Origin of the sequence: Catenibacterium sp. co_0103 (genome assembly GCF_004168205.1) — a bacterium.
Lineage (GTDB): Bacteria > Bacillota_I > Bacilli_A > Erysipelotrichales > Coprobacillaceae > Catenibacterium > Catenibacterium mitsuoka_A.
Window position 1 is genome coordinate 1 of sequence record NZ_RCYB01000034.1, and the last position, 24,226, is coordinate 24,226.

Here is a 24,226-nt window from a genome sequence, read left to right on the forward strand (position 1 = left end):
ACTGCCCTTTACAAGTGGAAACCCCCAAATATTTAAAGCGAGTTTTTTATTGACCCCCCTTAAAAATTAAAGGTTCAAAAAAAGAGATCTTATTTTAGATCTCGTAACAATTCATCTAACTTTGGTGGTAATGCTTCTATCAGCATATCAGCTAATTCTTCAGGGTTCAGCTTATATCCTTCTGTTGCCCAGTCTACAGTCATAGTAATAGACCCATGACAATACATTTCTAATAAAAATTCTATATCTGATGGGATATTATTACCTAGTTTTCTCTTAATAATATTCTGATAGAAAGTGAGAATACAGTTATAATCATAGTTTTCTACATTATTATAATCTTTAGATTTAAATGCTTCTTTAAAGAATACTCTATCATTATAAATAAATTGAAACTTCTTAATAAGCCCTTCTCTTAAAGTTTCACTATTACCAATCTGTAAGAAAGACTTATCCGCCAATACTTCAAAATACCAGTTCACAAGATCATATTTATCACGAAAATAACGATAAAATGTCTGTCTAGTCTTACCGCTCATTTCCACAATATCAGTCACCGTGATCTTATCAAGAGACTGATGATTCATCAATTGTTTGATGCATTCTGCAAATATATATCGTGTATCTCCCAAAATTCTCACCGCCTTTGTAACATTATAACAAACCTATCTACAAAAAGAAAGAAGACAACCCCCATAGAGGTTGTCTCTTAATGATTAAAGTTCGATATCACAAAGTTCTGAAGCTAAACCAATGTATGAAGAAGGTGTCATATCTAATAAAGTCTGACGATCTTCATCACTTAACTGTTCTAAGCTCTTTGCGAATGCCTGAATGTCTTCCTGAGAAATATTTTTACCACGAGTTAAGGCCTTGAGTGTATCATAAGCATCTGGTACACCATATTTTCTTAACATTGTCTGGATTGGTTCTGCAAGAACTTCCCATTTTTCATTTAAGTCTTTTGCAAGCTTTTCTTTATTTACAACACACTTAGCTAAACCGCCAGTTGTTTCAGAAATAGCCTGTAATGAATATCCGAAGCATAATCCTAAGTTACGCTGACTTGAAGAGTCTGATAAGTCTCTCTGCATTCTTGACTTAGGAAGCTTGTTAGATAAAGCCACACATAGATTATTTGATAAATCAATGTTTGCTTCAGAGTTTTCAAAACGGATTGGGTTAACCTTATGAGGCATAGTTGAAGAACCAACTTCACCCTTAACAGGAATCTGTTTAAAGTATTCCATTGAGATATATAACCACATATCTACATCTAAGTCAGCCAATACATTGTTGAAATGACGGATACCATCTAAGATATGACAAGTATAGTCATGAGATTCAATCTGAGTAGTTAATGGATTGAATGTAAGTCCTAAATAGTCTTCTACGAATTCTTTATTTAATGTAGGCCAATCTTCATTAGGGAATGCTGTTAAGATAGCACTGTAGTTACCAGTTGCCCCATTGAATTTTGCTTTAATCTTGATATTTTCAATGTTTTCAATACTAGAAAAGAAACGATAAGCATAGACTTTGAATTCTTTACCAATAGTTGTAGGTGTAGCAGGCTGTCCATGAGTATGTGCAAGCATTGCATCATCCTTATGATCTACTGCTAATTTATTGATCATTGAAGCAAATTCTTTAGCTGCAGGTAACCAAACATCCTTTAAGCCATGTTTAATCATACATGCATATGATGTATTATTGATATCTTCAGAAGTACATCCGATATGTACATAGCTTTCTAAATGTTCATAACCTAAAGCTTTAAGCTTTTCATCAATGAAATATTCTACTGCCTTAACATCATGTCTTGTAACAGATTCGATTTCTTTAATTCTCTTGAAAGAATCAAAGTTGAAATCCTTAGAAATCGCAAGAATATCATCTACCTTGTTAGGATCAACCTTGTCTAAAGTTTCTGTATGAAGGTGATCCAACTGGAACTTCAACCACTGGATTTCTACAAACACTCTATACTTAACAAGTGCATATTCACTGAAATAATCAGCGAACTGATCTTTAATCTTGCCATAACGTCCATCTAGAGGACAGAGTGTCATACTTTCAAATTCTAATTTATCCATTCGTTATTCTCCTTTAAAATACTTCACGCCGGCTTCAAATAACTTCTGATCCATTTCACCGTAGATGTTAAGGTCTCTGTTTTCACCCTGACGTTCAGAATGACCCATCTTACCTAATACTCTACCATCTTCAGAAACGATACCTTCAATACCATACATAGAACCATTAGGGTTATATGGAGATTCCATAGTAACATTTCCATTTGGATCAACATACTGGAATGCTACCTGACCATTATCAATTAACTGATCAAGCACTTCCTTAGGTGCAACGAAACGTCCTTCACCATGAGAAATAGGGATAATATGTTCATCACCTAACTCTACATTAGCAAGCCATGGAGACTTCACGCTAGATACTCTTGTAGTCACCATCTGAGATAAGTGGCGTCCAATTGTATTGAACGTTAGAGTAGGATCATCTTTGCTCATATCCTTAATATGTCCATGAGGAAGTAAACCAAGTTTTACTAATGCCTGGAATCCATTACAGATACCAATCATTAAGCCTTCACGATTATCTAATAAATCATCGATTGCAGCCTTTAATCTTGGGTTACGTAATACAGTTGCAATGAACTTACCTGAACCTTCAGGTTCATCACCAGCTGAGAAACCACCTGGTAGCATCATGATCTGTGCATTATGGATTGCTTCTTCTAATTCATCAACAGACTTCTTAATATCTTCTTCTGTCTTATTTCTAATAAGAACAAGCTGAACCTTTGCACCTGCTTTTTCAAATGCACGTTTAGAATCAAATTCACAGTTAGTTCCTGGGAATACAGGAATAACAACATTGACTTCATCATACTTCTTAGAAGCAAACATCTTGCCTCTTTCATTGCAGTCGCCAGTACGTACTTCTGTAGTAGGTGCTTTTGCTGTAGTAGGATATACAGATTCTAATGGTGCACAGTTGATTTCATATGCATCATCAAGTGTCACTTTCTCACCCTTATATGATACAGCCTTTTCTTCATTTGTAGAAGCAATAATACGAACATTTTCATATCCTGCAACAACTTCTGCGTTATCTACTTCTACAATGATGTGTCCAAAGTTCTTTTCAACTAAGTCATTAAGTGTTAAAGCATCATCAAATGCGACACCAATTTCATTACCAAATGCCATCTTATAAACAGCTTCAACTAAACCACCGTCTTTAACTGTATAAGCTGAATAAGCCTTTCCAGACTGAATCAATGCTTCTACAGCATCAAACTGTTTTCTTAAAGCTTCAAAGTCAAATACATGGAATTCATCTTTAGGAAGCATGAATTCTACTAATACATGTCCTGCTTCTTTTAATTCAGGAGTGATGACTTTATGTACATCTCCACCAGTAATTGCGAATGATACTAAAGTTGGAGGAACATCTAAGTCTTCAAATGAACCTGACATAGAATCCTTACCACCAATTGAAGGTAACAATAATTCTTCCTGAGCACGATAAGCACCTAGTAATGCACTAAATGGTTTACCCCATCTCTTAGGATCATTTAATAGCTTTTCAAAGAATTCCTGGAATGAGAAACGGATTGTATGCCATGTACCACCCATTGCGATGATCTTTGCTACAGATTCTACAACTGCATTGATTGCACCATGATATGGTGACCATTCAGAAATAAGTGGGCTATAACCATAACTCATTAATGAACATGTAGTAGTTTCTTTTCCTAATACTGGAATTAATGCAGCCATACCTTCAGTTTCTGTACGGTAAGTCTTACCACCAAATGGTGAAAGAACAGTACCATTACCGATAGAAGAGTCAAAACGTTCTACTAAGCCCTTCTGAGAAGCTGTAGATAAACGTGATAATACTTCTTTAGTTGTTTCAGTAAAGTTTTCTTTTGCTTCTGGATTGAATGGTGCCTTATCAAAATCAGGTAATTCTACATGGATATCCTGATAACGTTTAGCTCCTGCTTCATCTAGGAAGTCTCTAGAGATATCTACAATAGTATCTCCCATATATTTCATAGTTAAACGGTTCTTATCTGTAACTGTTGCCACCTGTACGACTTCAAGGTTTTCATCATGAGCAGCCTGGATACAGAAGTCTTTATCACATTCATTGATGACAATAGCCATACGTTCCTGTGATTCACTAATAGCAAGTTCAGTACCATTTAAACCTTCATATTTCTTTAACACTGCATCTAAGTTAATATCAAGACCAGGTGCTAATTCACCAACTGCAACGCTGACACCTCCAGCACCAAAGTCATTACATCTTACAATCTTCTTAGAGAATTCTTTATTTCTAAATAATCTCTGAATCTTTCTTTCTTCAACTGGGTTACCTTTCTGTACTTCAGCACCAGCAGTTTCAGTAGTCTTTAATTCGTGTTTCTTAGAAGAACCAGTGGCACCACCGATACCATCACGACCAGTACGTCCACCAATTAATAAGACAATCTGTCCATTTTCAGGAATTAATCTCTTAACCTGTTCTTCTGGTGCAGCTGCAACTACAGCACCTAATTCCATTCTCTTAGCAACATAACCCTGATCATATACTTCATGTACAAAACCAGTTGTTAAACCAATCTGGTTACCGTAAGAAGAGAAACCATGAGCTGCTTCTTCACAGATCTTTCTCTGTGGTAATTTACCAGGAAGTGTATCTTCTAATTTCTGACGAGGATCACCTGCACCAGTAATACGCATTGACTGGTAAACATAAGCACGACCTGATAATGGGTCACGGATTGCACCACCTAAACATGTAGCAGCACCACCAAATGGTTCAATTTCAGTTGGATGGTTATGTGTTTCATTCTTAAACATTAATAACCAATCTTCATCACCATCAGTTGTATGAACCTTTAAACGAACTGAGCAGGCATTGATTTCTTCAGATACTTCCATATCATCCAAATAGCCACGTTTTCTAAGTTCCTTCATAGAAATAGTTGCAAGATCCATTAAAGTAAGTGGTCTCTTTGTATCTACACCATAAACAACATGACGGCTTGCTTTATATTTTTCTACATCTTTTTCTAAGATTTCTTTAAATGCACCACTTGCGATATCAATATCAGTAATAACTGTCGCAAATGTAGTATGACGACAATGGTCTGACCAATAAGTATCTAATACTCTGATTTCAGTTTCTGTAGGATCTCTCTTTTCTGCATCTCTGAAATAATTCTGAGTTACTTTTAAGTCATCGAAGTTCATTGCAAGACTCATCTTTTCAAGTAATGCTTCAACTTCTTCATCAGTGAAACCAATAAATCCTTCAATCACTGGAACCTTCTTGATTTCAACAACAGCATCATTTAAATCTGCTGGCTTTTCTAAAGACGCTTCTCTAGAATCAACAGGGTTAATTAAATAATGTTTAATTGCTGGTAATTCATCACTAGAAATACCTTCGATTACAATAAGCTTTGCACATTTAACCTTAACGCCTTTTTCACCAGTTAATAACTGGAAGCACTGTTCACAGGCATCTGCTCTAGCATCATACTGTCCTGGAAGATATTCAATCGCAAAACTTACAGCTCCTTCTGGAGTTGCATATTCTTCACGATATACTTCATCTACCATTGGCTCAGAAAGAATAGTAGGAATACCTTCTTCTAATACTTCTTCAGTAATACCCTGAAGATCATAACGGTTGACAACTGTTAAGTTAGAAATGTCAGTTAAACCAAGTCTTGTCATCAAATCATGTTTGATAGAATCTGCTTCAACCGCATTTTCTTTTCTTTTTTCTACATAAACGCGATAAACTTTAGCCATGTTATCCTCCTAATGTAAGCCAATATCTTTACGCATATACATGCCATCAAAATGAATGTTTTCAATTGCATCATAGACTTTCTTTCTTGTTTCTTCAAGATCATGTCCTAATGCGCAAAGATTTAATACACGTCCACCATTTGTGACGATTTCATTATTTTCATTACGTTTAGTACCTGCATGGAAGACAACGATATCTTCTGGAAGATGATCTAAACCAGTAATGACTTTACCTTTTTCATAAGATCCAGGATAGCCTCCACTTGCAAGAACAACACATGTTGCCTGTTCATCTTTCCACTTAACATCTACATCTTTCAATGTATTTGTAGCACATCCATACATCACTTCATATAAATCACTTTCAAGTCTCATTAAGATAACCTGAGTTTCAGGATCACCAAAACGAACATTGAATTCTAATACCTTTACATCCTGATCCTTGATCATTAATCCAATAAAGACAACACCACGATAATCCATATGATCTTCATGTAAGCCTTTCATGAATGGGTCAAGAATCTTTTCTTTGAAAGTCCCTTCCATACCTTCAGGTAAGAATGGGTTAGGTGATACAGTACCCATACCACCAGTATTTGGACCTTCATTATTATCATAAATCTGTTTATGGTCTTTTGCAGATACCATAGGTACGATTGTATCATGGTCTACAAAACATAATAGAGAACATTCAAAACCAGTTAAGAATTCTTCTAAAACTACCTTCTTACCAGCATCACCAAAAGCACTGCCATCAAGCATCACTTTAAGTTCTTCTTTAGCCTGCTGCTTTGTTTCACAGATGACTACACCCTTACCTGCTGCAAGACCATCAGCCTTAACAACAACAGGAAGATCAAAAGCATCTAATGCTTTAACAGCTGATTCATAATCAGTCACTTCTTCATACTTTGCAGTAGGAATATTGTGCTTTTTCATGAAATCCTTAGAGAAGGCTTTAGAACCTTCAAGAATAGCTGATTCTTTTCTAGGACCAAATACTTTGTGTCCTCTTTCTTCTAAATAGTCAGCAAGTCCCATACATAATGGTACTTCAGGACCAATAACAGTTAAATCAATACCCTTTTCTTCAACAGTCTTTAAGATAAAAGACATGTCTTCTACACTACCTGGAATACATACAGCATCCATACCAGGATTACCAGGAATAGCATATAATTCAGTAACATGTTTACTCTGTTTTAATTTCCAGGCAATTGCATGTTCTCTTCCACCACTACCAATAACAAGAACCTTCATAGAACGCCTCCTTAGTGTCTAAAATGTCTATAACCATTGAATACCATTGTCATATCATGTTCATCACAATAGTCAATAGACTCCTGATCACGAACTGATCCACCAGGCTGTACAATAGCCTTAATACCTGCTTCATCAGCCACCTGTGCACAATCATTAAATGGGAAGAAAGCATCACTTGCTAATACAGCACCATGGAAATCCTTATCAGGATTATTATGAATTGCATTTTCTAATGCCCAGATACGTGAAGTCTGTCCTCCACCAACAGCTAAAGTACATCCGTCTTTCACTAATACAATTGCATTAGACTTAACATATTTAACAACCTTTAAACCAAATTCCATATCAGATAATTCAGCTTCTGTTGGCTGCTTTTTAGTCACTACTTTCATTTCATCAATAAGCTTAGTATTTAATTCCTGAACAAGTGCTTTACCTTCAAGATACTTAATATCATACTTAGCATCACGTGCATCAAGATTCTTAAGCTTTAATAAACGTAAGTTCTTCTTCTTTTCTAATACTTCTAAAGCATCATCATCAAAATCAGGTGCTGCAATGATTTCTAAGAAAGTCTTCTTCATTTCTAAAGCAGTTTCCTTATCAATCTTATAGTTCACAGCGATGATTCCACCAAAGATAGAAGTTGGATCTCCTTCATAAGCACGCTTATAAGATTCATAACCAGTCTTACCAATAGCAACTCCACAAGGTGTTGAATGCTTAATTGCAACAGTCACTAATTGATCACCAAATTCTCTTACGCATGCAACTGCACCATATAAGTCATTCACGTTATTGAAAGAAATTTCTTTACCATGTAACTGTTCATAATCTAATAAAGAATGCTGAACATATGGATCAACATAGGCATTTGCACTCTGCTGAGAGTTTTCACCATAACGTAAATGATCTGTCTTCTTTAATGAAATATTTAAGATATCAGGGAATTCATCATGTACCTGATCAGCGAAATAACGAGAAATCATTGCATCATAGCTGCCTGTTAAACTATAAGCCTTATAAGCAAGATTCATTCTGAATTCAAAATCAGTCTTATCTTCTCTAATAGCTTCTAATACAGCATCATAATCTTTTGGATCAGTAACAATCAATACATCCTTGAAATTCTTAGCAGCAGAACGGATCATTGAAGGTCCACCGATATCAATGTTTTCAATCATTTCAGCCATTGGCTTACCAGCCTTAAGCGCTTTTTCAAACTCATAGAGATTACAACAAACAAGATCAATAGGTGTAATACCCATTTCTTCTACAGTCTTGACATGTTCTTCTACATCTCTTCTAAATAGAATACCACCATGTACTTTTGGATGAAGTGTCTTAACTCTTCCATCAAGAATTTCAGGGAAACCTGTTACATCATCGATTTCAATAGCTTTTACACCTGCTTCTAATAGTTTCTTATATGTTCCACCAGTAGAAACAACTTCAAATCCTAATTCTTCAAGACCTTTCGCAAATTCAACAATACCTTCTTTATTTGTAACTGATACTAACGCTCTTTTCAACTGATCTTCACCCTTTCATTTTCTACAGAAACACGTCCTTCACAATATAAAGCAACGGCTTCTGGTAAGATTTCATGTTCGATTTCTAAGACACGTGCCTGAATATCTTCAGGTGTCTCTAAATCAGAAATATCAACTGCTCTTTGTAAGATGATTGGTCCACCATCCACTTCTCCAGTAACGAAATGAACAGTTGCACCTGACACCTTTACACCTCTTTTAAACACCGCTTCATGGACATGCATTCCATAGAATCCAGGACCACAGAAAGATGGAATAAGTGAGGGATGAATATTAATAATACGATTCTTATATTGTTCAATCAGCTTATCTCCAACAATAGCAAGATAACCTGCTAATACAACAACATCAATCTTTTCTTCTTCAAATCTCTTTAAGATCTCATCTTCATCCTTGATCCATTCTGCCTGAATACCATGAAGACGGGCTCTTTCTAAACCGTAAGCCTTCTTACGGTTAGAAATAACCAGACGGATCTCTCCATTGATTTTTCCGGCTTCACACGCATCGATGATGGACTGAAGATCAGTTCCACCACCAGATACGCATACAGCTATGTTTAGCATAATTCTGCTCCCTTTTCACCTTCAGCAATATAACCTACTTCATAGCTTTCATAGCCAGCAGCATTAATTGCTTCAATAGTCTTTTCAACATCTGCAGGATCAACAGCAAGAACCATACCTAATCCCATGTTGAATGTGTTGTACATCATCTTTTCTTCAACGTTTCCTGCTTTTGCAATTAAGCCAAAGATAGGAGGTACTTTATAGCTGTCCTTCTTAACAACAGCCTTTACACCATCAGGTAACATTCTAGGAAGGTTTTCATAGAATCCTCCACCAGTAATATGGCTACATCCTTTAACCTTGATACCAGCATTCTTTACACTCTTTAATGCTTTTACATAAATCTTAGTAGGAGCAATTAATGCTTCACCTAAAGTAGTACCTAATTCATCATAATAAGTATCCAAAGATTCTTTAGTCATTTCAAATACGCTACGTACTAAAGAGAATCCATTACTATGTACACCAGTAGATGCAATACCAACTAAAGCATCACCAGGCTTGATTGTAGAACCATCAATGATATCCTTCTTGTCTACAACACCTACTGCAAAACCAGCTAAATCATAATCATCAATAGGCATTAAACCTGGATGTTCTGCAGTTTCACCACCAACAAGGGCACATTCAGACTGAATACATCCTTCAGCAACACCCTTAACGATAGTCGCAATCTTTTCAGGATAATTCTTACCACATGCAATGTAATCAAGGAAGAATAGAGGTTCACCACCTGAACAAGCAATATCATTCACACACATTGCAACTGCATCAATACCAATTGTATCGTGTTTATCCATTACAAAAGCAAGTTTTACCTTTGTACCACAGCCATCAGTACCAGATAAAAGAACTGGTTCTTCCATATCCTTGATCTTGCTTAAATCAAAAGCACCAGCAAAACCACCAATACCACCAAGTACTTCTGGTCTCATAGTCGCTTTAACATGCTTCTTCATTAATTCTACTGACTTATAACCTGCTTCAATGTCTACTCCAGCTTTTTTATAATCCATGTTTCTTCATCCTTTTATCTATTATTTTTCCATTCTTGCAAGAACTGCTTTATATGTTTCAATTAAATCACCGATATCCTGTCTGAATACGTCTTTGTCATACTTCTTGTTAGTATCTACATCCCATAAACGGCAAGAATCTGGTGAGATTTCATCAGCTAATACGATTTCGCCTTCTTTAGTCTTACCAAATTCGATTTTAAAATCTACTAGCTTTAAGTTTAATCTTAAGAAGAAAGCCTTAAGTAATTCGTTGATCTTTAATGTTTCAGATTTGATAGTGTTATATTCATCTCTAGTGCAAAGACCTAAAGCAACAGCATGGTCTTCATTGATTAATGGATCACCATATTCATCATTCTTATAACTAATTTCAAAAATTGGTTCTGCTAAAACAACACCTTCCTTAGCACCAAGTCTCTTACAGAAAGAACCTGTTGTAATATTACGTACAATAACTTCTAGTGGGAAGATTTCTACTTTCTTAACTAAATCATCAGTATCATTTAACTTTTCAATCATATGAGTCTTGATACCAGCTTCTTCTAACATATCAAAGATAATACCTGAAATAGTGTGGTTTAATACACCCTTACCAGCAAACTGATCATGTTTTACACCATTACCTGCAGTTGCATCATCTTTATAATGCATTAAGATAACATCTTCATTATCAGTTGCAAAAATTTCCTTAGCTTTTCCTTCGTACATTAATTCTTTCTTTTCCATTGTTGTTTTCTCCTCTTATCTATATTTTTCTGAAATTTCGTTATTTGTATCTAAGCAGGCTTTTTCCATAGCCTGACGGTTGTTCTTTAATTTTTCACTTAATTCTGGATATTTGATTGCCATGATTTCAAGTGCTAACCAGGCAGCATTCTTAGCACCATCAATTGCAACTGTTGCAACTGGGATACCAGAAGGCATCTGGACAATTGATAATAAGGCATCCATTCCATCTAAACTTGCACCTTTGATTGGAATACCAATAACTGGTAACACTGTCATAGAAGCAACGACACCAGGTAAGGCAGCAGCCATACCAGCAGCTGTTAAAATAACATCTGTTCCATTGTTGTTGCATTCTTCTACAAATTCACTCAATGCACGATGTGCACGGTGTGCAGATAAAGCACGTACTTCAACATCTACGCCATATTCTTTTAATATAACAATTCCTTTTTCTACCTTTGCTTCATCAGAGGCAGAACCCATAATTACTGCAGCTTTCATTTCAGTCCTCCATTATTTTCATTATGACTTTCATGATCTAGGTGCTCAGAGGCCTTTCACCTAAACTTGACCTCAATTATTAGAATAAACCAGTAATCTTACCTTCTTCATCGATGTCCATATTATTGGCAGCTGGTACTTTTGGTAAACCAGGCATACGCATAATATTTCCAGAAATAGCAACTAAGAATCCAGAACCAGTATTTGGAATCAAGTCACTAATTGTTACCTTGAATCCTTCTGGACGTCCAAGTAAAGTCGCATCATCTGATAAAGAATACTGAGTTTTCGCAATACAGATTGGTAAATCACCTAAGCCCTGAGCAGTGAACTTCTTGATCTTGTTAGCTACCTTCTTAGTGAAGACAACATCATCTGCACCATAGATTTCTTTGGCGATTGTCTTGATTTTTTCATCAATAGGCATATCTAATGAATAGATAGGTGCATAATGAGATTCTTTAGTATCAAGGATATTTAATAGCTTGTTAGCAAGATCAATGCCTCCTTCGCCACCCTTAGCCCATACTTCAGAAATGGATACTTCAACATTTAATTCCTTACACATATCATCTAATAGCTTTAATTCAGCTTCTGTATCTGTAGGGAAAGCATTAATAGCAACGATACAAGGTAAACCAAACTTCTTGATATTTTCAATATGTTTAGTTAAGTTACCAATACCCTTCTTTAATGCTTCAAGGTTTTCAGTACTTAATTCTTTCTTGTTAACACCACCATGCATCTTTAATGCACGAACAGTCGCAACAATGACAACTGCATCTGGATTTAAACCAGCCTGACGACACTTGATATCTAAGAACTTTTCAGCTCCTAAATCAGCACCAAATCCTGCTTCAGTAATAGCGTAATCACCAAGTTTCATAGCAAGCTTTGTAGCCATAACTGAGTTACATCCATGAGCGATATTGGCAAATGGACCACCATGTACAAATACTGGAGTATGATCTAAAGTCTGTACAAGGTTAGGTTTGATGGCATCCTTCAATAATAAAGTTACAGCACCAGTTGCATGAATATCACCAACAGTAACTGGTTCACCATCATAATTATAAGCAACAATCATTCTTGCTGCTCTTGCCTTTAAATCTTCAAGAGAAGTAGATAAACATAAGATACCCATGACTTCACTTGCAACACTAATATCAAAACCATCTTCACGAGGAACACCATTTGGTTTACCACCTAAACCAACAACAATATGTCTTAAAGCACGATCGTTTAAGTCAACAACTCTCTTCCATACAATCTGTCTAGTATCAATATTCAAAGGGTTACCCTGCTGAATAGAGTTATCAAGCATTGCCGCAATCAAGTTATTTGCTGAAGTGATGGCATGAATATCACCTGTAAAATGAAGGTTGATATCTTCCATAGGAACAACCTGGGCATATCCTCCACCAGCTGCACCACCTTTAATACCAAAGCAAGGACCTAAACTTGGTTCACGCATTGCAACTACAGATTTCTTGCCTAACTGATGTAATGCCTGTGATAAACCGATCATTGTAGTTGTCTTACCTTCACCTGCAGGTGTTGGGTTGATTGCAGTTACAAGGATTAATTTACCATCCGGATTATTTTCAACTTTCTTGATAGTTTCCAAAGAGATTTTTGCTTTATATTTACCATATAATTCTAAATCATCTTCAGTCAGTCCAATCTTGTCAGCCACATTTTTAATTGGCTCCATGACTGTACTCTGTGCAATTTCTACGTCTGTTAACATTTTTTTGTTTTTCCTCTCTTTCAGGTTATTTTCTTTCAAAACAATTATATACTAATCCGGTACCTGTATGCTTCCATTTTTTAAAAAAAACAAAAAAAGAGCCTACTAAGTCCAGGACGTTGCCCAGACGGTCGGCTCTTCAAGAAATTATACTCCATGTGGTTAATTCCACTTCCGTCAGTCGTATAATACAGTTGTAGTTTATCAAATAACCTATTGTTTGACAAGCACAAATTTGATTAAATAGTGGCATAAGTTTATAATATAAAAACGGAGGTAATGACTATGTTTAAAGAAGTAGATGTAAATACATTTGATTTAAAAATATTCAATAAATTGAATAAGGAATGGGCACTACTTAGTGCAGGTAATAAAGACGCATTTAATACTATGACTATTTCATGGGGCGAGATGGGTACATTATGGAATAAGCCAGTGATGACTTGTTTTGTAAGACCACAGCGTTATACAAAAGAATTTATAGATTCTAATGATCAAATGACTCTTTCATTCTTTAATGGAGAACATATGATAGATTTAACAATACTTGGTAGAGAGTCTGGACGTGATGGAGATAAGATTGCGAAGACTGATTTAACACCTACATTTATTGAAAATCTCCCTACATTTGAAGAGGCAGACATTGTCGTTGTGGGAAAGAAACTCTATGAAGACACTATCAAGCCTGAATGTTTCTTAGATGAAACACTTGTGGATAAGAACTATCCTAATAAAGATTTCCATACAATGTATATCTGTGAAGTTGAAAAAATCTATATGAAATAAGAGAAGCGTTAGTTTGCTTCTCTTTTTAGTTCTTCGTATTCTCTTATTTGATTATATTCTTCGATTGTTTTCTTAATATCATTAAAGATATGTGGGTCAAGTGTCTTCTCTAATTCATCTTCATCCACAAACTTATAATCTGTATGTTCAAATGAAATCTTAACCTGATCATTTGTAGGAATACACAAGAAACCAATACCCACTGTCTGATAGTGTGGTCTAATAGCCGTAAATGTATAAACTGGCTTAATGATTTCAATATCTAATCCTGTTTCTTCCTTTAATTCTCTTACTAACGCCTGGTGAGGATCTTCCCCATATTCTAATCCCCCACCTGGTAATTCCCAATAACCAAGTCCATCTGATGAAGGTCTCACACGTTTTAAGATTAATGTCTTGCCTTCATAAATCACAATACCTTTAACTGTAATATGAAATTGTATGTCCTTATTCTCCATATTCTTTTGCCCCCCTTTTTACTATATTAGCACAACTCTTGAAAGAACGTTACAAAAAGGTGCAGTATCTGTGTTTCAAATAATTTAAAAATTGTATATAATAGTCACTGAGGTGAATAAAATGATTGATTTTAAAGAAGAAGTATTAAAGCATAAAGATGAAATGCTGAAAGATTTAAAGGACTTATGTCTAATCCCTTCAACTCTTGATAAATCTACTGCAAAAGAAAATCAGCCATTTGGTGAAAATAACCGTAAAGCGCTTGATTTAATGCTTTCTATTGGTCAAAGAGATGGATTTGTTACTGATGATTGTGATGGATATGCTGGTTCTATTGATATTGGTGAAGGAGAAGACTGCTTTGGTATTCTTGGACACTTAGATGTTGTACCTACTGAAGGTCAGGAATGGGATTATCCAGAATATGATATGACTCTTGATGGAGATACACTCTATGGTCGTGGTGTTGCTGATGATAAGGGACCTTTAATTGCTGCTTATTATGCTGCTAAGATTGTGAATGAACTTGATTTTGAAAAGAAGATGAAGGTTCGTATCATCTTTGGATGTAATGAAGAAAATGGTTCTCGCTGTATGCATTACTATTTCCAGCATCGTCCATATCCAAAGATGGGATTTACTCCAGATGCTGATTTCCCTGTAGTATATGGTGAAAAAGGTAACTGTCATTTCATCATCAAGGGGAAAACAGATGATGATAAGGTAATTTCTATTCATTCAGGACGTGTAGTGAATATCGTACCAGATCAGGCTAAAGCTGTATTAAAGGGTACTGACTATGAAGAATCATATAATGCATTCTTAAAAGAAAATAACTTCAAGGGTTCTTTAGAAGTTGTAGATGGTAACACACACTTATTCTTAAAAGGTAAGAGTGCCCATGCATCTCAGCCTCAGTTAGGTAATAATGCTGCAAGTAACTTATGTCATTATATTGCAAGTGTGACTGATAATAGCTACGCAAAATTCGTTGATGAATATTTATATAATGATTATTTAGGTGAAAAGTTCAATGTCGCATTTACTGGTGAAATGGGTGCTTTAACTGTTAACCTTGGTATCTTAAATTATGAAAATAATGAAGGTTCATTAACTCTTGATTTACGTCTTCCTCATGACTTAGACAATAATGAACTTGTTAAGAATGTAGGTGAAGCTGTTAATAAATATGGCTTGAGTGAAGAACATGATATCGGTCCTGCATTATATGTAGATCCTAATAGTGAATTAGTTCAGAAGCTTCATGAATCATATGTACAGTTCACAAATGATCATGAACATGGTCCTCAGACTATCGGTGGTGGAACTTATGCAAAAGAAATGCCTAACTGTGTTGCTTTTGGTTGTGAATTCCCTGGTAAAAACCATCATATGCATGAAGAAAATGAATTAATTTCATTAGATGATTTATTAACTGCAGCTGCTATCTACGCTCAGTCTCTCTATAATCTTCTTAAAAAATAGTTGAATTCTATGTGCAACTCAAGTATAATTTGAGTTGCACAAAGTTGCGGCCGTGGTGGAATGGTAGACACGCAAGTTTGAGGGACTTGTGGACGTACGTCTGTGTGAGTTCAAATCTCATCGGCCGCACCATTAATTAAGATGAACTAGCTAGAGATAGCTAGTTTTTTTGTTTAGGAGGGAACTATAAGTAACTGAATATATCGACCATTGTGTTTGAATGTGTTTAAATATGCTCATAGAGGGAGCGTTAAAATGAACACATTAAATATCATAAATTATAAACCAAAGGATCTTACTGAACTTTTAGGCGTATCTGTTAAGATATTGTAACGTTGAGATAGAGAAGGAACTTTAAAGGTAAACTGAACCCTAACTAATAAGCATTGTTGTATTTATAATCAGCATTTACTAAATCAAACTGCATTTTTAAGATAGTTCTGTAATGTAAAAGAATTATTTGAATACCCACAAACCACAGGATAGTAAAAATTAAATTATATAAACGCCTATAAATCGGCGTTCATGAAGCTGAACTTGATGCATAGATTTTCCATTTGTACTATAATTAGATTAGAAATCAGATGGAGAACTCATACAGTATATGGTTTCAATACTTCATGTGTTCTCCTGCCAGTTGCAAGGGGCTTCGTAAGTATAAAAAACTGATAGAAAGGGATGAGGAAATTGCTGAAGGGCTTCAAAACGGAAATAAATCCAACAGAGGAGCAGAAAGTCAGGATTCGTAAAACAATAGGTACTTGCAGATTTATCTATAACTTCTATCTCGCTCATAATAAGGAGCTTCATGAAAGTGGCAAAAAGTTTATGAGCAGCAATCAGTTTAGAGTATGGCTTAACAATGAGTATCTTCCGAGTCATCCAGAATATTCCTGGATCAAGGAAGCTTACTCAAAATCGGTAACACAGGCAGTAAATAACGGACAGACCGCTTTTAAGAGATTCTTTAATCACAAGAGCGCCTTTCCAAAATTTAAGAAGAAAGGCAGATCTGATGTAAAAATGTATTTTGTAAGGAATAATCCAAAAGACTGCCTTTGTGAAAGATACAGAATCAAGATTCCGTCACTTGGGTGGGTCCGCATCAAAGAGAAAGGGTATATTCCCACAACAAAAGATGGATACGTAATTAAGAGCGGTCATGTCTCAATAAAAGCTGACAGATACTATGTTTCAGTTCTTATAGAAATCCCAGATAGAAGGACAGCCAATAATTCCAGTAAAGGAATTGGCATTGACCTTGGATTAAAGGACTTTGCGATTGTTTCTAATGGAAAGACTTATAAGAACATCAATAAATCTGCAAAATTAAAGAAGCTTGAAAAAAAGCTTATTCGAGAACAGAGAAGTCTTTCTCGAAAGTATGAAAATCTAAAGAAAGGAGAGTCCACTCAAAAAAGAAATATACAGAAACAAAGGCTTAAGATACAGAAGCTTCATCAGAGAATCGATAATATTCGTACTGATTACATCAATAAGACAATCGCAGAGATAGTGAAAACCAAGCCATCTTATATAACGATTGAAGATCTAAACGTATCAGGGATGATGAAGAACAGACATCTTTCAAAGGCAGTTGCTTCGCAGAAGTTTTATGAATTTAAAACAAAACTTCTAGCTAAATGCAAGGAAAATGGAATTGAACTTCGAATTGTAGATAGATGGTTCCCATCATCTAAGACATGTCACTGTTGCAAGAATATCAAAAAAGATTTAAAGCTTTCAGATAGACTTTTCAGATGTGACTGTGGTTATATCGAAGACAGAGATTTCAATGCTGCACTTAATCTGAGAGATGCTACGACTTACGAAGTTGCATAAATGAACGCAAACGTAAGTATGTACCGAAGGCTATTTCGGGAATTTAAGACTATGGAGTGTACTTGAACTTGTGAGTAGATATGATTTCGGTCAATCCAAAGCATACACGATGACATAGTAAGTAATGTTCGTGAGAACTTACATTATCTCGATGTGAGTATGTTTAATCACATTTTGAGTGGCAGGATTTTGTATGATTGATCATATGGAAATAAGAGGCGCAAAGGTACATAATTTAAAAAATATCGACGTTGATATTCCTTTAAATAAGATTGTAGCTATTTCTGGTGTATCAGGGAGTGGTAAGTCTTCTTTAGCATTAGGAGTCATCTATGCTGAAGGTTCTAGAAGATATCTAGAAGCATTATCTACTTATACAAGAAGACGAATCTCTCAAGGAGAAAAAGCCAAAGTAGATTCTATTAGATATGTTCCTAGTACTCTAGCATTACATCAAAGACCTAATATACCTGGCATTCGTTCTACCTTTGGAACACAGACAGAATTATTGAATTCTATTCGCTTATTATTTTCACGTTGTGGAGATTATTTATGTCCTAACAGGCATAGAGTGCCTGCGAGTATAAATGTAGCAAGAGGTGAAATGATTGAGTGCCCAATCTGCCGTGAAAGATTTAATGGCTTAAGTGCTCAGGAGTATGCCTTTAATTCACAAGGCGCATGTCCTGATTGTCAGGGCACTGGTATTGTACAGACAATTAATATTGATGCTTTGATTCCTGATCCTCATCTAACTATTGATGAAGGGGCTGTAGCGCCATGGAATACACTCATGTGGTCATTAATGAAAGATGTCTGTCGTGCAATGGGTGTGCGTACTGATGTTCCTTTTGAAGAATTAACAGAAGAAGAGAAGCATATTGTATATGATGGACCAATGGTAAAAAAACATATTTTCTATCGTCCTAAGAATAAAGAGAGCGTGGAAGCAGGAGAATTAGATTTTACTTACTATAGTGCCAAAGCAACTGTCTTGAATGCATTAAAGAAGGTCAAGAATGAAAAGAATATGAAGCGTGTTAGTAAATTCCTTAAGGAAGAGCCATGCCCGACTTGTCATGGCTCTCGTATTAATACACGTGCAAATTCTACATTACTAGGTGATAAGACTTTAACTGAAGTATGTGCGATGAGTTTAAAGGATTTAGCTGCATGGCTTCCACAGGTAATCAATACCCTTAATGATGATGTGAAAGAAATGGGTTCTACAATTCTTGAAGAATTCATGATTAATGCGAATGCATTGCTATCTTTAGGACTCGGTTATCTGACTCTTGATCGTGCTTCTTCTACATTATCAACAGGTGAACTACAAAGAGTACAGCTTGCACGTACTGTAAAAAATAGAACGACAGGTGTTCTTTATGTTCTTGATGAACCTTCTATTGGATTACATCCAGCCAATGTAGATGGCTTGATTGCGATTATGAAAGAGTTGATTAAGGATGGGAACTCTATTGTTTTGGTCGATCATGATACAAGAATTCTTAAGGAAGCGGATTATATGATTGAAATAGGGCCTGAAGCAGGTAAAAATGGTGGTTCTATAATCAGTCAGGGTACTATTGATGAAATCATTCAGGATAAGAATTCTATCATTGGACCTTATCTCAATGATTTACATCAAACTCTTGTAAGAAATAAGAAAGAGATTTTTAATGAGGGCTTTTTAAGACTTAAGACAGATACAATACATACTGTCAAACCACTGGATATTTCTATTCCTAAAGGAGTTCTTACTACAATTACTGGTATGTCTGGAAGTGGTAAGACAACATTGATTCTTGAATCGTTATATCCTGCCATAAAGGCTTCATTAAATCATGAAGTACTTCCTCAACATATAAAAGAATTGGATGCATCATGGGTCAATAAGGTTGATTTGATTGATGCGTCCCCTATTGGAAATAATGTCAGAAGTACTGTCGCAACTTATTCTGGTGTATTTGATCATTTAAGAAGGTTGTATGGAAGATTAAGTGATCAATATAGTGCAGGTGATTTTTCTTATAATACAGGTAAGTTAAGATGTCCTGTATGTGAAGGTACTGGTACTATTTCTATGGATATACAGTTTCTTCCAGATATAGAAACGACTTGTGAACATTGTGATGGAACACGTTACAGCAATGATGTGGATTCTATAATGTACCATGGTTATTCTATTAAGGATGTGATGTCTCTTACTATCTTAGAAGCTTTAGATGTATTTAAAGAAAGTAAGAAGATTAAAGAGAAACTACAGGTTCTAGTAGATTTAGGAATTGGTTATTCGACTCTTGGTGAAGCAACACCTGCCTTATCTGGTGGAGAAGCACAAAGATTAAAACTGGCATCAGAAATAGGAAAAGTACAAGATGGAAGCATCTTTATCTTTGATGAACCTTCTATTGGATTACATCCATTAGATGTAGAAACACTACTTCGTGTATTTGATACATTAATTAATCAAAAAGCGACTATTATTGTGATTGAACATGACTTAGATGTTATTAGAAATTCTGATTACATTATTGATATGGGTCCTGAGGGCGGTCAACTTGGTGGAGAGATTATTGCGACGGGAACTGTCGAAGAAATTAAGCAGAATAAGAATAGTAAAATTGGAAAACACTTGTGAAAAGCTGTAACGAATACTTGAGCGTTACAGCTCTTTTTCATAGAAAAAAGAATATCAGAAATAATATCCGATATTCTTATTGCCATTCAATTTCTACATTTTTTTGATAATGTGCTAGTCCTATGCGAATCACTGTTCCACTTAATTCACTATTATATCTTCTACTGTTAATTTGATCTATTGCTGATTTTGCGAGTTGTTTCAAATCAACTGAACTATCATTTGTATATTTAAATTCTAGAATATATGATATTTGATTTTTCTTGGATTTTAGTATGATATCACATCTTCCCTTTCCTACTTCTCGATTACTGATTACTTCATACTCATTAGAAAGCCAGGCACACATTCCAAGCAACATCATGTGATAACTATTTTCATCTTTCAAATCATGATAAGAAGGTAATGTGAGTAAAATCTTTCGATATCTGTCTTCAAAATCTTCTTTTTTGCAACGTTTTAATGAATTAAATAGTACTGTCAAATCTGTTTCAGTCGCTTTCAAATGATAGGCTGTAAGCTTTCTAAATTCCAATTGAACTTCTTGATTAGGAATTTTTATGATATATAAACTATCTTGAATAGATATTGTTTTATGTAATGTTAGATATCCAGCATTAACCAAAAGACCCCACAAGTTTTCTGTATTGTTTACTTCAAAAAAGCTCGTATCCATTTTTACAGTGGTTTCGAGTTTACCATTTCGAATAAGCTCCTCATAGCCTCTCTCAAAAGCTTCATCACTGCTAGATATTGCTTTTTTTAATCATTGTATTACTGCTCGTATTCACCCAATAAGGCTCTAATACTTTTCTAGAAGCATAATTCAAGATAGACCATGGATTATAGATATCATGTTCTCCAAAATGATATCCATCATACATAGATTTCACTTCATCATTGAATGATAAATCATAATATTCTAATGTTTGCTTCGTTTCTTCTTCTGTAAAGCCAAAGTATTTAGAATATTCTGGATCTTTTACTGTACATACAACCAAATTATTCAAATCGCTGAAGATGTTCTCTTTCGCAACTCTTTGAATACCAGTCATCATTGCATAATGTAGACTCGTAGATGTCTTTAATGCATTATGAAGCAGAGAAGATAATCCCCCTCGCAACTCTTCATAATATCCTCCAACATGGGCTTCAATAAAAGGTGTGTCATATTCATCTATGAATACCATTACTTTTTTGTGGTAATATTTCTCTAATCGTTCCATCAAAAAAGAAAGTGCATCGATAATATTATCTAGAATCCCATCATTTTTTGTCATTAACCCTTGTACAAGAGATTCATATTCGTTTTGTTCAAATACAGTCATTTTTTGTTCAAATACATGAGCATATCGATCATATTCTTTACGCAGTTGTAATTTAATTTCCTTTACAACATTCCATTTATCATTCTTCGCATTCGCAAACGAAATGAAGATTGTAGGATATTGATTCATTTCTGATATATACTCTGTTTCAACAATTTTTGTATCTTTGAATATTTCTTTAGAATCTTTAGTAATATCAAAGAATGAAGACATCATTGACATATTGATTGTTTTTCCAAACCTTCTAGGTCGAGTAATAAGAGTGACAGTACTTTTTCTCATTAAAAAATCATAAATCATCATACTTTTATCGATAAAAAAATAATTCTGATTCTTTAAAGTTTCATAATCTACTACTCCTAAAGGTATAGCTTTTCTCATATGGACACTCCTTTCTTTTCTATTATTATACCATAACTATCTTGTTGAATAAGCGATAAACTATCAAGTTGTACCTAGTCAATATAATATCTATTCTTTCCCCTGCTTTTCTTTCCATATTCTATCGCCTTTTTAGGACATTTCGCAATACATGCCATACAATGCGTACATTCCTTACCCCATACAGGACGATGATCTTTTATTTGGATATTTTTTAATGGACATAATTTCTCACATAATCCACATCCAATACATTCATCCGTACTATAGAAAGCATCTGCTTTCACAAAAAGTGGATAGAAAACTGTATTCACAATAGAAGATTGGAACTTGTCTTTCAATTGTAATGACATACCAGGAAAAGGTAAATGCTGATGGATATAGGAAACTGCTTCTTTAATAATAGGATCTGCCTGTTTAACAATCTTTTTGGCTTCATCATCTTCTGGTGTATTAAACATTGCGAGATAGTTTTCTGGCATAATGATTTCCATTGTACCTCTATAGTTGAACCCCTTCTTCTCACATAGTTTTCTATTATAATAACCTGCATTGCCTATATTTCCCCCACAATCCATCACAAAATAAACTTCTTCAACATCCTTAAAAGCTGTCAAACGAATCCATTCTTCGACAATACGAGGTATTCTCCAGGCATAAGTAGGTACGACAAATACCAATGTTCCTCGGATATTCTGTAAGCTATGGTCATTATTTCTAATAAGTGTATTCATAAATAAATCCTTTTGTTTGTCATAGGCGGAAACCCACTGCCTTTAGGCGGTGAGAGGAGCCTCGTAAATCGTTATTTATTATCCCTGACTTTCAATATATTTTTGTATAGTTGCTGATGACACTTCTCCAATGCTGCAAGCAAAATAACCATATGGACAAATTTTTTTCCTCCCAATACTGTCTTGATAAGACTGAACTATACTTTTGCCATAAGTAGTATGTTGTTTCCTGCTTTACAATTTTGACAATATCGCAAACTCTATCTGCTGTACCGTAACTTAATAAGAAATGTATATGGTCTTTGTCAGTTTCTATCGCAATAATTTCGTAGCGCGAGTATTAGTTATATGGAGAATCTCTTGTTTAGCATCATCGGCGATAGAATCGTTGAGTAATTGTTTACGGTATTTGGTTACTAGAACTATATGTACTTTCAGGCTGTATTTTCGTCTGTTATGACGATTATATCTACTATCCACAGTTCACCTCAAAATATAGATATTTCTCTATAAATTAGATATAATATATAGTGAAATATCTATGAAAGGAGTGCATCTATGGAACAGATGACTATTACAGCCAAAATTCAAATAATCGCAGCTGAAGCAGATAAGGTTTTGCTTGATGAAACTATGTCTGTTTATCGTAATGCCTGCAATTATGTTTCAGACTATGTATTCCGCACTCATGACTTAAAGCAGTTTTCACTTAATAAGGCTTTGTATTCTACTTTACGAGAAAAGTTTAACCTTAAATCGCAGATGGCGCAGTCTGTTCTGAAGACTGTTATCGCCAGATATAAGACCATTCTTGAAAATCAGAATGAGTGGATTAAACCATCGTTCAAAAAGCCTCAGTATGATTTGGTTTGGAACAGAGATTATTCCTTAACTCAAAACTGTTTTTCAATCAATACTCTTAATGGTCGTGTGAAGTTGTCTTATTTTTCAGATGGAATGTCTAAGTATTTCGATCATACGATTTATAAGTTTGGTACTGCCAGACTTGTAAATAAGCATGGTAAATACTATCTGCATATACCAGTTACCTATGAGGTTGAAGAAAGTAATATTACTGACATCTGTAACGTTGTAGGTATCGACAGAGGTATTAACTTTGTTGTTGCAACTTATGACAGCAAACATAAGTCTGGATTTGTTAGCGGTAAAGCTATTAAACAGAAACGTGCTAACTATTCCAAGCTTCGTAAGGAACTCCAGATGCGACATACGCCATCCTCAAGACGAAGACTGAAAGCTATCGGTCAGCGAGAAAACCGTTGGATGCAGGATATTAACCATCAGGTATCGAAGGCACTCGTTGAAAACAA

20 protein-coding genes, 1 tRNA gene and 1 riboswitch are annotated in these 24,226 nt (G+C 35.1%); of the genes, 6 read left to right on the forward strand and 15 right to left on the reverse strand.

The window, feature by feature from the left end; all coding sequences use genetic code 11:
• Positions 1 to 89: 89 nt before the first annotated feature.
• From EAI80_RS07125 to EAI80_RS07170, 10 genes are all read right to left on the reverse strand, one after another.
• Positions 90 to 632, reverse strand: a complete 543-nt coding sequence (locus EAI80_RS07125) for a TetR/AcrR family transcriptional regulator C-terminal domain-containing protein (RefSeq protein WP_238634486.1) — start codon at positions 630 to 632, stop codon at positions 90 to 92.
• An 84-nt stretch (positions 633 to 716) separates the two neighbouring features.
• Entirely contained in the window at positions 717 to 2,096 is a 1,380-nt protein-coding gene (gene purB, locus EAI80_RS07130) for an adenylosuccinate lyase (protein WP_129981493.1), read from the reverse strand.
• Positions 2,097 to 2,099: 3 nt separating this feature from the next.
• On the reverse strand, positions 2,100 to 5,855 hold the full coding sequence (locus tag EAI80_RS07135) for a phosphoribosylformylglycinamidine synthase (RefSeq protein ID WP_129981494.1): 3,756 nt from the start codon (positions 5,853 to 5,855) through the stop codon (positions 2,100 to 2,102).
• A 9-nt stretch (positions 5,856 to 5,864) separates the two neighbouring features.
• Positions 5,865 to 7,115 carry a phosphoribosylamine--glycine ligase gene (gene purD, locus EAI80_RS07140; protein ID WP_129981495.1) on the reverse strand — a complete coding sequence of 417 codons (1,251 nt, stop codon included), beginning with the start codon at positions 7,113 to 7,115 and terminating at the stop codon, positions 5,865 to 5,867.
• 11 nt (positions 7,116 to 7,126) lie between these two features.
• On the reverse strand, positions 7,127 to 8,650 hold the full coding sequence (purH, locus tag EAI80_RS07145) for a bifunctional phosphoribosylaminoimidazolecarboxamide formyltransferase/IMP cyclohydrolase (RefSeq protein WP_129981496.1): 1,524 nt from the start codon (positions 8,648 to 8,650) through the stop codon (positions 7,127 to 7,129).
• The gene (gene purN / locus EAI80_RS07150) at positions 8,647 to 9,237 is read right to left on the reverse strand and encodes a phosphoribosylglycinamide formyltransferase (RefSeq protein WP_129981497.1); all 591 of its coding nucleotides are present in this window, start codon (positions 9,235 to 9,237) and stop codon (positions 8,647 to 8,649) included. The genes purH and purN overlap by 4 nt, the downstream gene beginning before the upstream one ends.
• Positions 9,231 to 10,256, reverse strand: coding sequence for a phosphoribosylformylglycinamidine cyclo-ligase (gene purM / locus EAI80_RS07155; RefSeq protein ID WP_129981498.1), 1,026 nt, complete (start codon positions 10,254 to 10,256; stop codon positions 9,231 to 9,233). Before purM ends, purN begins: the two co-directional genes overlap by 7 nt.
• A 21-nt stretch (positions 10,257 to 10,277) precedes the next feature.
• The gene (gene purC, locus EAI80_RS07160; RefSeq protein WP_006506992.1) at positions 10,278 to 10,985 is read right to left on the reverse strand and encodes a phosphoribosylaminoimidazolesuccinocarboxamide synthase; all 708 of its coding nucleotides are present in this window, start codon (positions 10,983 to 10,985) and stop codon (positions 10,278 to 10,280) included.
• Between the two features lie 15 nt (positions 10,986 to 11,000).
• Entirely contained in the window at positions 11,001 to 11,489 is a 489-nt protein-coding gene (purE, locus tag EAI80_RS07165; protein ID WP_129981499.1) for a 5-(carboxyamino)imidazole ribonucleotide mutase, read from the reverse strand.
• Positions 11,490 to 11,568: 79 nt separating this feature from the next.
• The gene (locus EAI80_RS07170) at positions 11,569 to 13,239 is read right to left on the reverse strand and encodes a formate--tetrahydrofolate ligase (protein WP_129981500.1); all 1,671 of its coding nucleotides are present in this window, start codon (positions 13,237 to 13,239) and stop codon (positions 11,569 to 11,571) included.
• A 114-nt stretch (positions 13,240 to 13,353) separates the two neighbouring features.
• Positions 13,354 to 13,434: riboswitch (ZMP/ZTP riboswitch) on the reverse strand.
• 90 nt (positions 13,435 to 13,524) lie between these two features.
• Here EAI80_RS07170 and EAI80_RS07175 point away from each other — a divergent pair.
• Positions 13,525 to 14,025 carry a flavin reductase gene (locus EAI80_RS07175; RefSeq protein WP_129981501.1) on the forward strand — a complete coding sequence of 167 codons (501 nt, stop codon included), beginning with the start codon at positions 13,525 to 13,527 and terminating at the stop codon, positions 14,023 to 14,025.
• Between the two features lie 8 nt (positions 14,026 to 14,033).
• Here the strand turns inward: EAI80_RS07175 and EAI80_RS07180 are convergent, their stop codons facing one another.
• Entirely contained in the window at positions 14,034 to 14,483 is a 450-nt protein-coding gene (locus tag EAI80_RS07180; protein WP_022424496.1) for an NUDIX domain-containing protein, read from the reverse strand.
• Between the two features lie 121 nt (positions 14,484 to 14,604).
• Between EAI80_RS07180 and pepV the strand changes: the two genes are divergently transcribed.
• The 4 genes from pepV to EAI80_RS07205 all read left to right on the forward strand — a co-directional run bounded on the left by pepV (position 14,605) and on the right by EAI80_RS07205 (position 20,452).
• On the forward strand, positions 14,605 to 15,969 hold the full coding sequence (pepV, locus tag EAI80_RS07185; protein WP_129981502.1) for a dipeptidase PepV: 1,365 nt from the start codon (positions 14,605 to 14,607) through the stop codon (positions 15,967 to 15,969).
• Positions 15,970 to 16,015: 46 nt separating this feature from the next.
• Positions 16,016 to 16,101 (forward strand) — tRNA-Leu (locus EAI80_RS07190).
• Between the two features lie 555 nt (positions 16,102 to 16,656).
• Entirely contained in the window at positions 16,657 to 17,811 is a 1,155-nt protein-coding gene (locus tag EAI80_RS07200) for an RNA-guided endonuclease TnpB family protein (RefSeq protein WP_202976616.1), read from the forward strand.
• A gap of 193 nt (positions 17,812 to 18,004) precedes the next feature.
• A complete protein-coding gene (locus EAI80_RS07205; protein ID WP_129981504.1) occupies positions 18,005 to 20,452 on the forward strand; it encodes an excinuclease ABC subunit UvrA in 2,448 nt (815 codons plus the stop codon).
• A gap of 76 nt (positions 20,453 to 20,528) precedes the next feature.
• On the opposite strand, the gene EAI80_RS13815 is transcribed toward EAI80_RS07205, so the two are convergent.
• The 4 genes from EAI80_RS13815 to EAI80_RS13825 form a co-directional block, all read right to left on the reverse strand.
• Positions 20,529 to 21,077 carry a PD-(D/E)XK nuclease domain-containing protein gene (locus tag EAI80_RS13815; protein WP_238634488.1) on the reverse strand — a complete coding sequence of 183 codons (549 nt, stop codon included), beginning with the start codon at positions 21,075 to 21,077 and terminating at the stop codon, positions 20,529 to 20,531.
• Between the two features lie 121 nt (positions 21,078 to 21,198).
• The gene (locus EAI80_RS13820; protein ID WP_238634490.1) at positions 21,199 to 22,161 is read right to left on the reverse strand and encodes an AAA family ATPase; all 963 of its coding nucleotides are present in this window, start codon (positions 22,159 to 22,161) and stop codon (positions 21,199 to 21,201) included.
• 74 nt (positions 22,162 to 22,235) lie between these two features.
• Positions 22,236 to 22,895 carry an EFR1 family ferrodoxin gene (locus tag EAI80_RS07215; protein WP_129981505.1) on the reverse strand — a complete coding sequence of 220 codons (660 nt, stop codon included), beginning with the start codon at positions 22,893 to 22,895 and terminating at the stop codon, positions 22,236 to 22,238.
• Between the two features lie 91 nt (positions 22,896 to 22,986).
• Positions 22,987 to 23,220 (reverse strand): transposase, encoded by a 234-nt coding sequence (locus tag EAI80_RS13825; RefSeq protein ID WP_331901108.1) that lies wholly within the window; start codon positions 23,218 to 23,220, stop codon positions 22,987 to 22,989.
• A 233-nt stretch (positions 23,221 to 23,453) separates the two neighbouring features.
• Between EAI80_RS13825 and EAI80_RS07225 the strand changes: the two genes are divergently transcribed.
• Positions 23,454 to 24,226: RNA-guided endonuclease TnpB family protein (locus tag EAI80_RS07225; RefSeq protein WP_129981506.1), on the forward strand; the 773-nt coding region annotated here is incomplete at its 3' end.

What these genes read in the sequence shown, in the direction of transcription:
- EAI80_RS07215 (WP_129981505.1), bottom strand. Translation starts at nt 22,895, where the DNA reads ATGAATACACTTATTAGAAATAATGACCATAGCTTACAGAATATCCGA.
- purC (WP_006506992.1), bottom strand. Translation starts at nt 10,985, where the DNA reads ATGGAAAAGAAAGAATTAATGTACGAAGGAAAAGCTAAGGAAATTTTT.
- purN (WP_129981497.1), bottom strand. Translation starts at nt 9,237, where the DNA reads ATGCTAAACATAGCTGTATGCGTATCTGGTGGTGGAACTGATCTTCAG.
- EAI80_RS07205 (WP_129981504.1), top strand. Translation starts at nt 18,005, where the DNA reads ATGATTGATCATATGGAAATAAGAGGCGCAAAGGTACATAATTTAAAA.
- EAI80_RS07135 (WP_129981494.1), bottom strand. Translation starts at nt 5,855, where the DNA reads ATGGCTAAAGTTTATCGCGTTTATGTAGAAAAAAGAAAAGAAAATGCG.
- purM (WP_129981498.1), bottom strand. Translation starts at nt 10,256, where the DNA reads ATGGATTATAAAAAAGCTGGAGTAGACATTGAAGCAGGTTATAAGTCA.
- EAI80_RS07180 (WP_022424496.1), bottom strand. Translation starts at nt 14,483, where the DNA reads ATGGAGAATAAGGACATACAATTTCATATTACAGTTAAAGGTATTGTG.
- EAI80_RS13820 (WP_238634490.1), bottom strand. Translation starts at nt 22,161, where the DNA reads ATGAGAAAAGCTATACCTTTAGGAGTAGTAGATTATGAAACTTTAAAG.
- EAI80_RS07170 (WP_129981500.1), bottom strand. Translation starts at nt 13,239, where the DNA reads ATGTTAACAGACGTAGAAATTGCACAGAGTACAGTCATGGAGCCAATT.
- purD (WP_129981495.1), bottom strand. Translation starts at nt 7,115, where the DNA reads ATGAAGGTTCTTGTTATTGGTAGTGGTGGAAGAGAACATGCAATTGCC.
- purE (WP_129981499.1), bottom strand. Translation starts at nt 11,489, where the DNA reads ATGAAAGCTGCAGTAATTATGGGTTCTGCCTCTGATGAAGCAAAGGTA.
- pepV (WP_129981502.1), top strand. Translation starts at nt 14,605, where the DNA reads ATGATTGATTTTAAAGAAGAAGTATTAAAGCATAAAGATGAAATGCTG.
- purB (WP_129981493.1), bottom strand. Translation starts at nt 2,096, where the DNA reads ATGGATAAATTAGAATTTGAAAGTATGACACTCTGTCCTCTAGATGGA.
- EAI80_RS07175 (WP_129981501.1), top strand. Translation starts at nt 13,525, where the DNA reads ATGTTTAAAGAAGTAGATGTAAATACATTTGATTTAAAAATATTCAAT.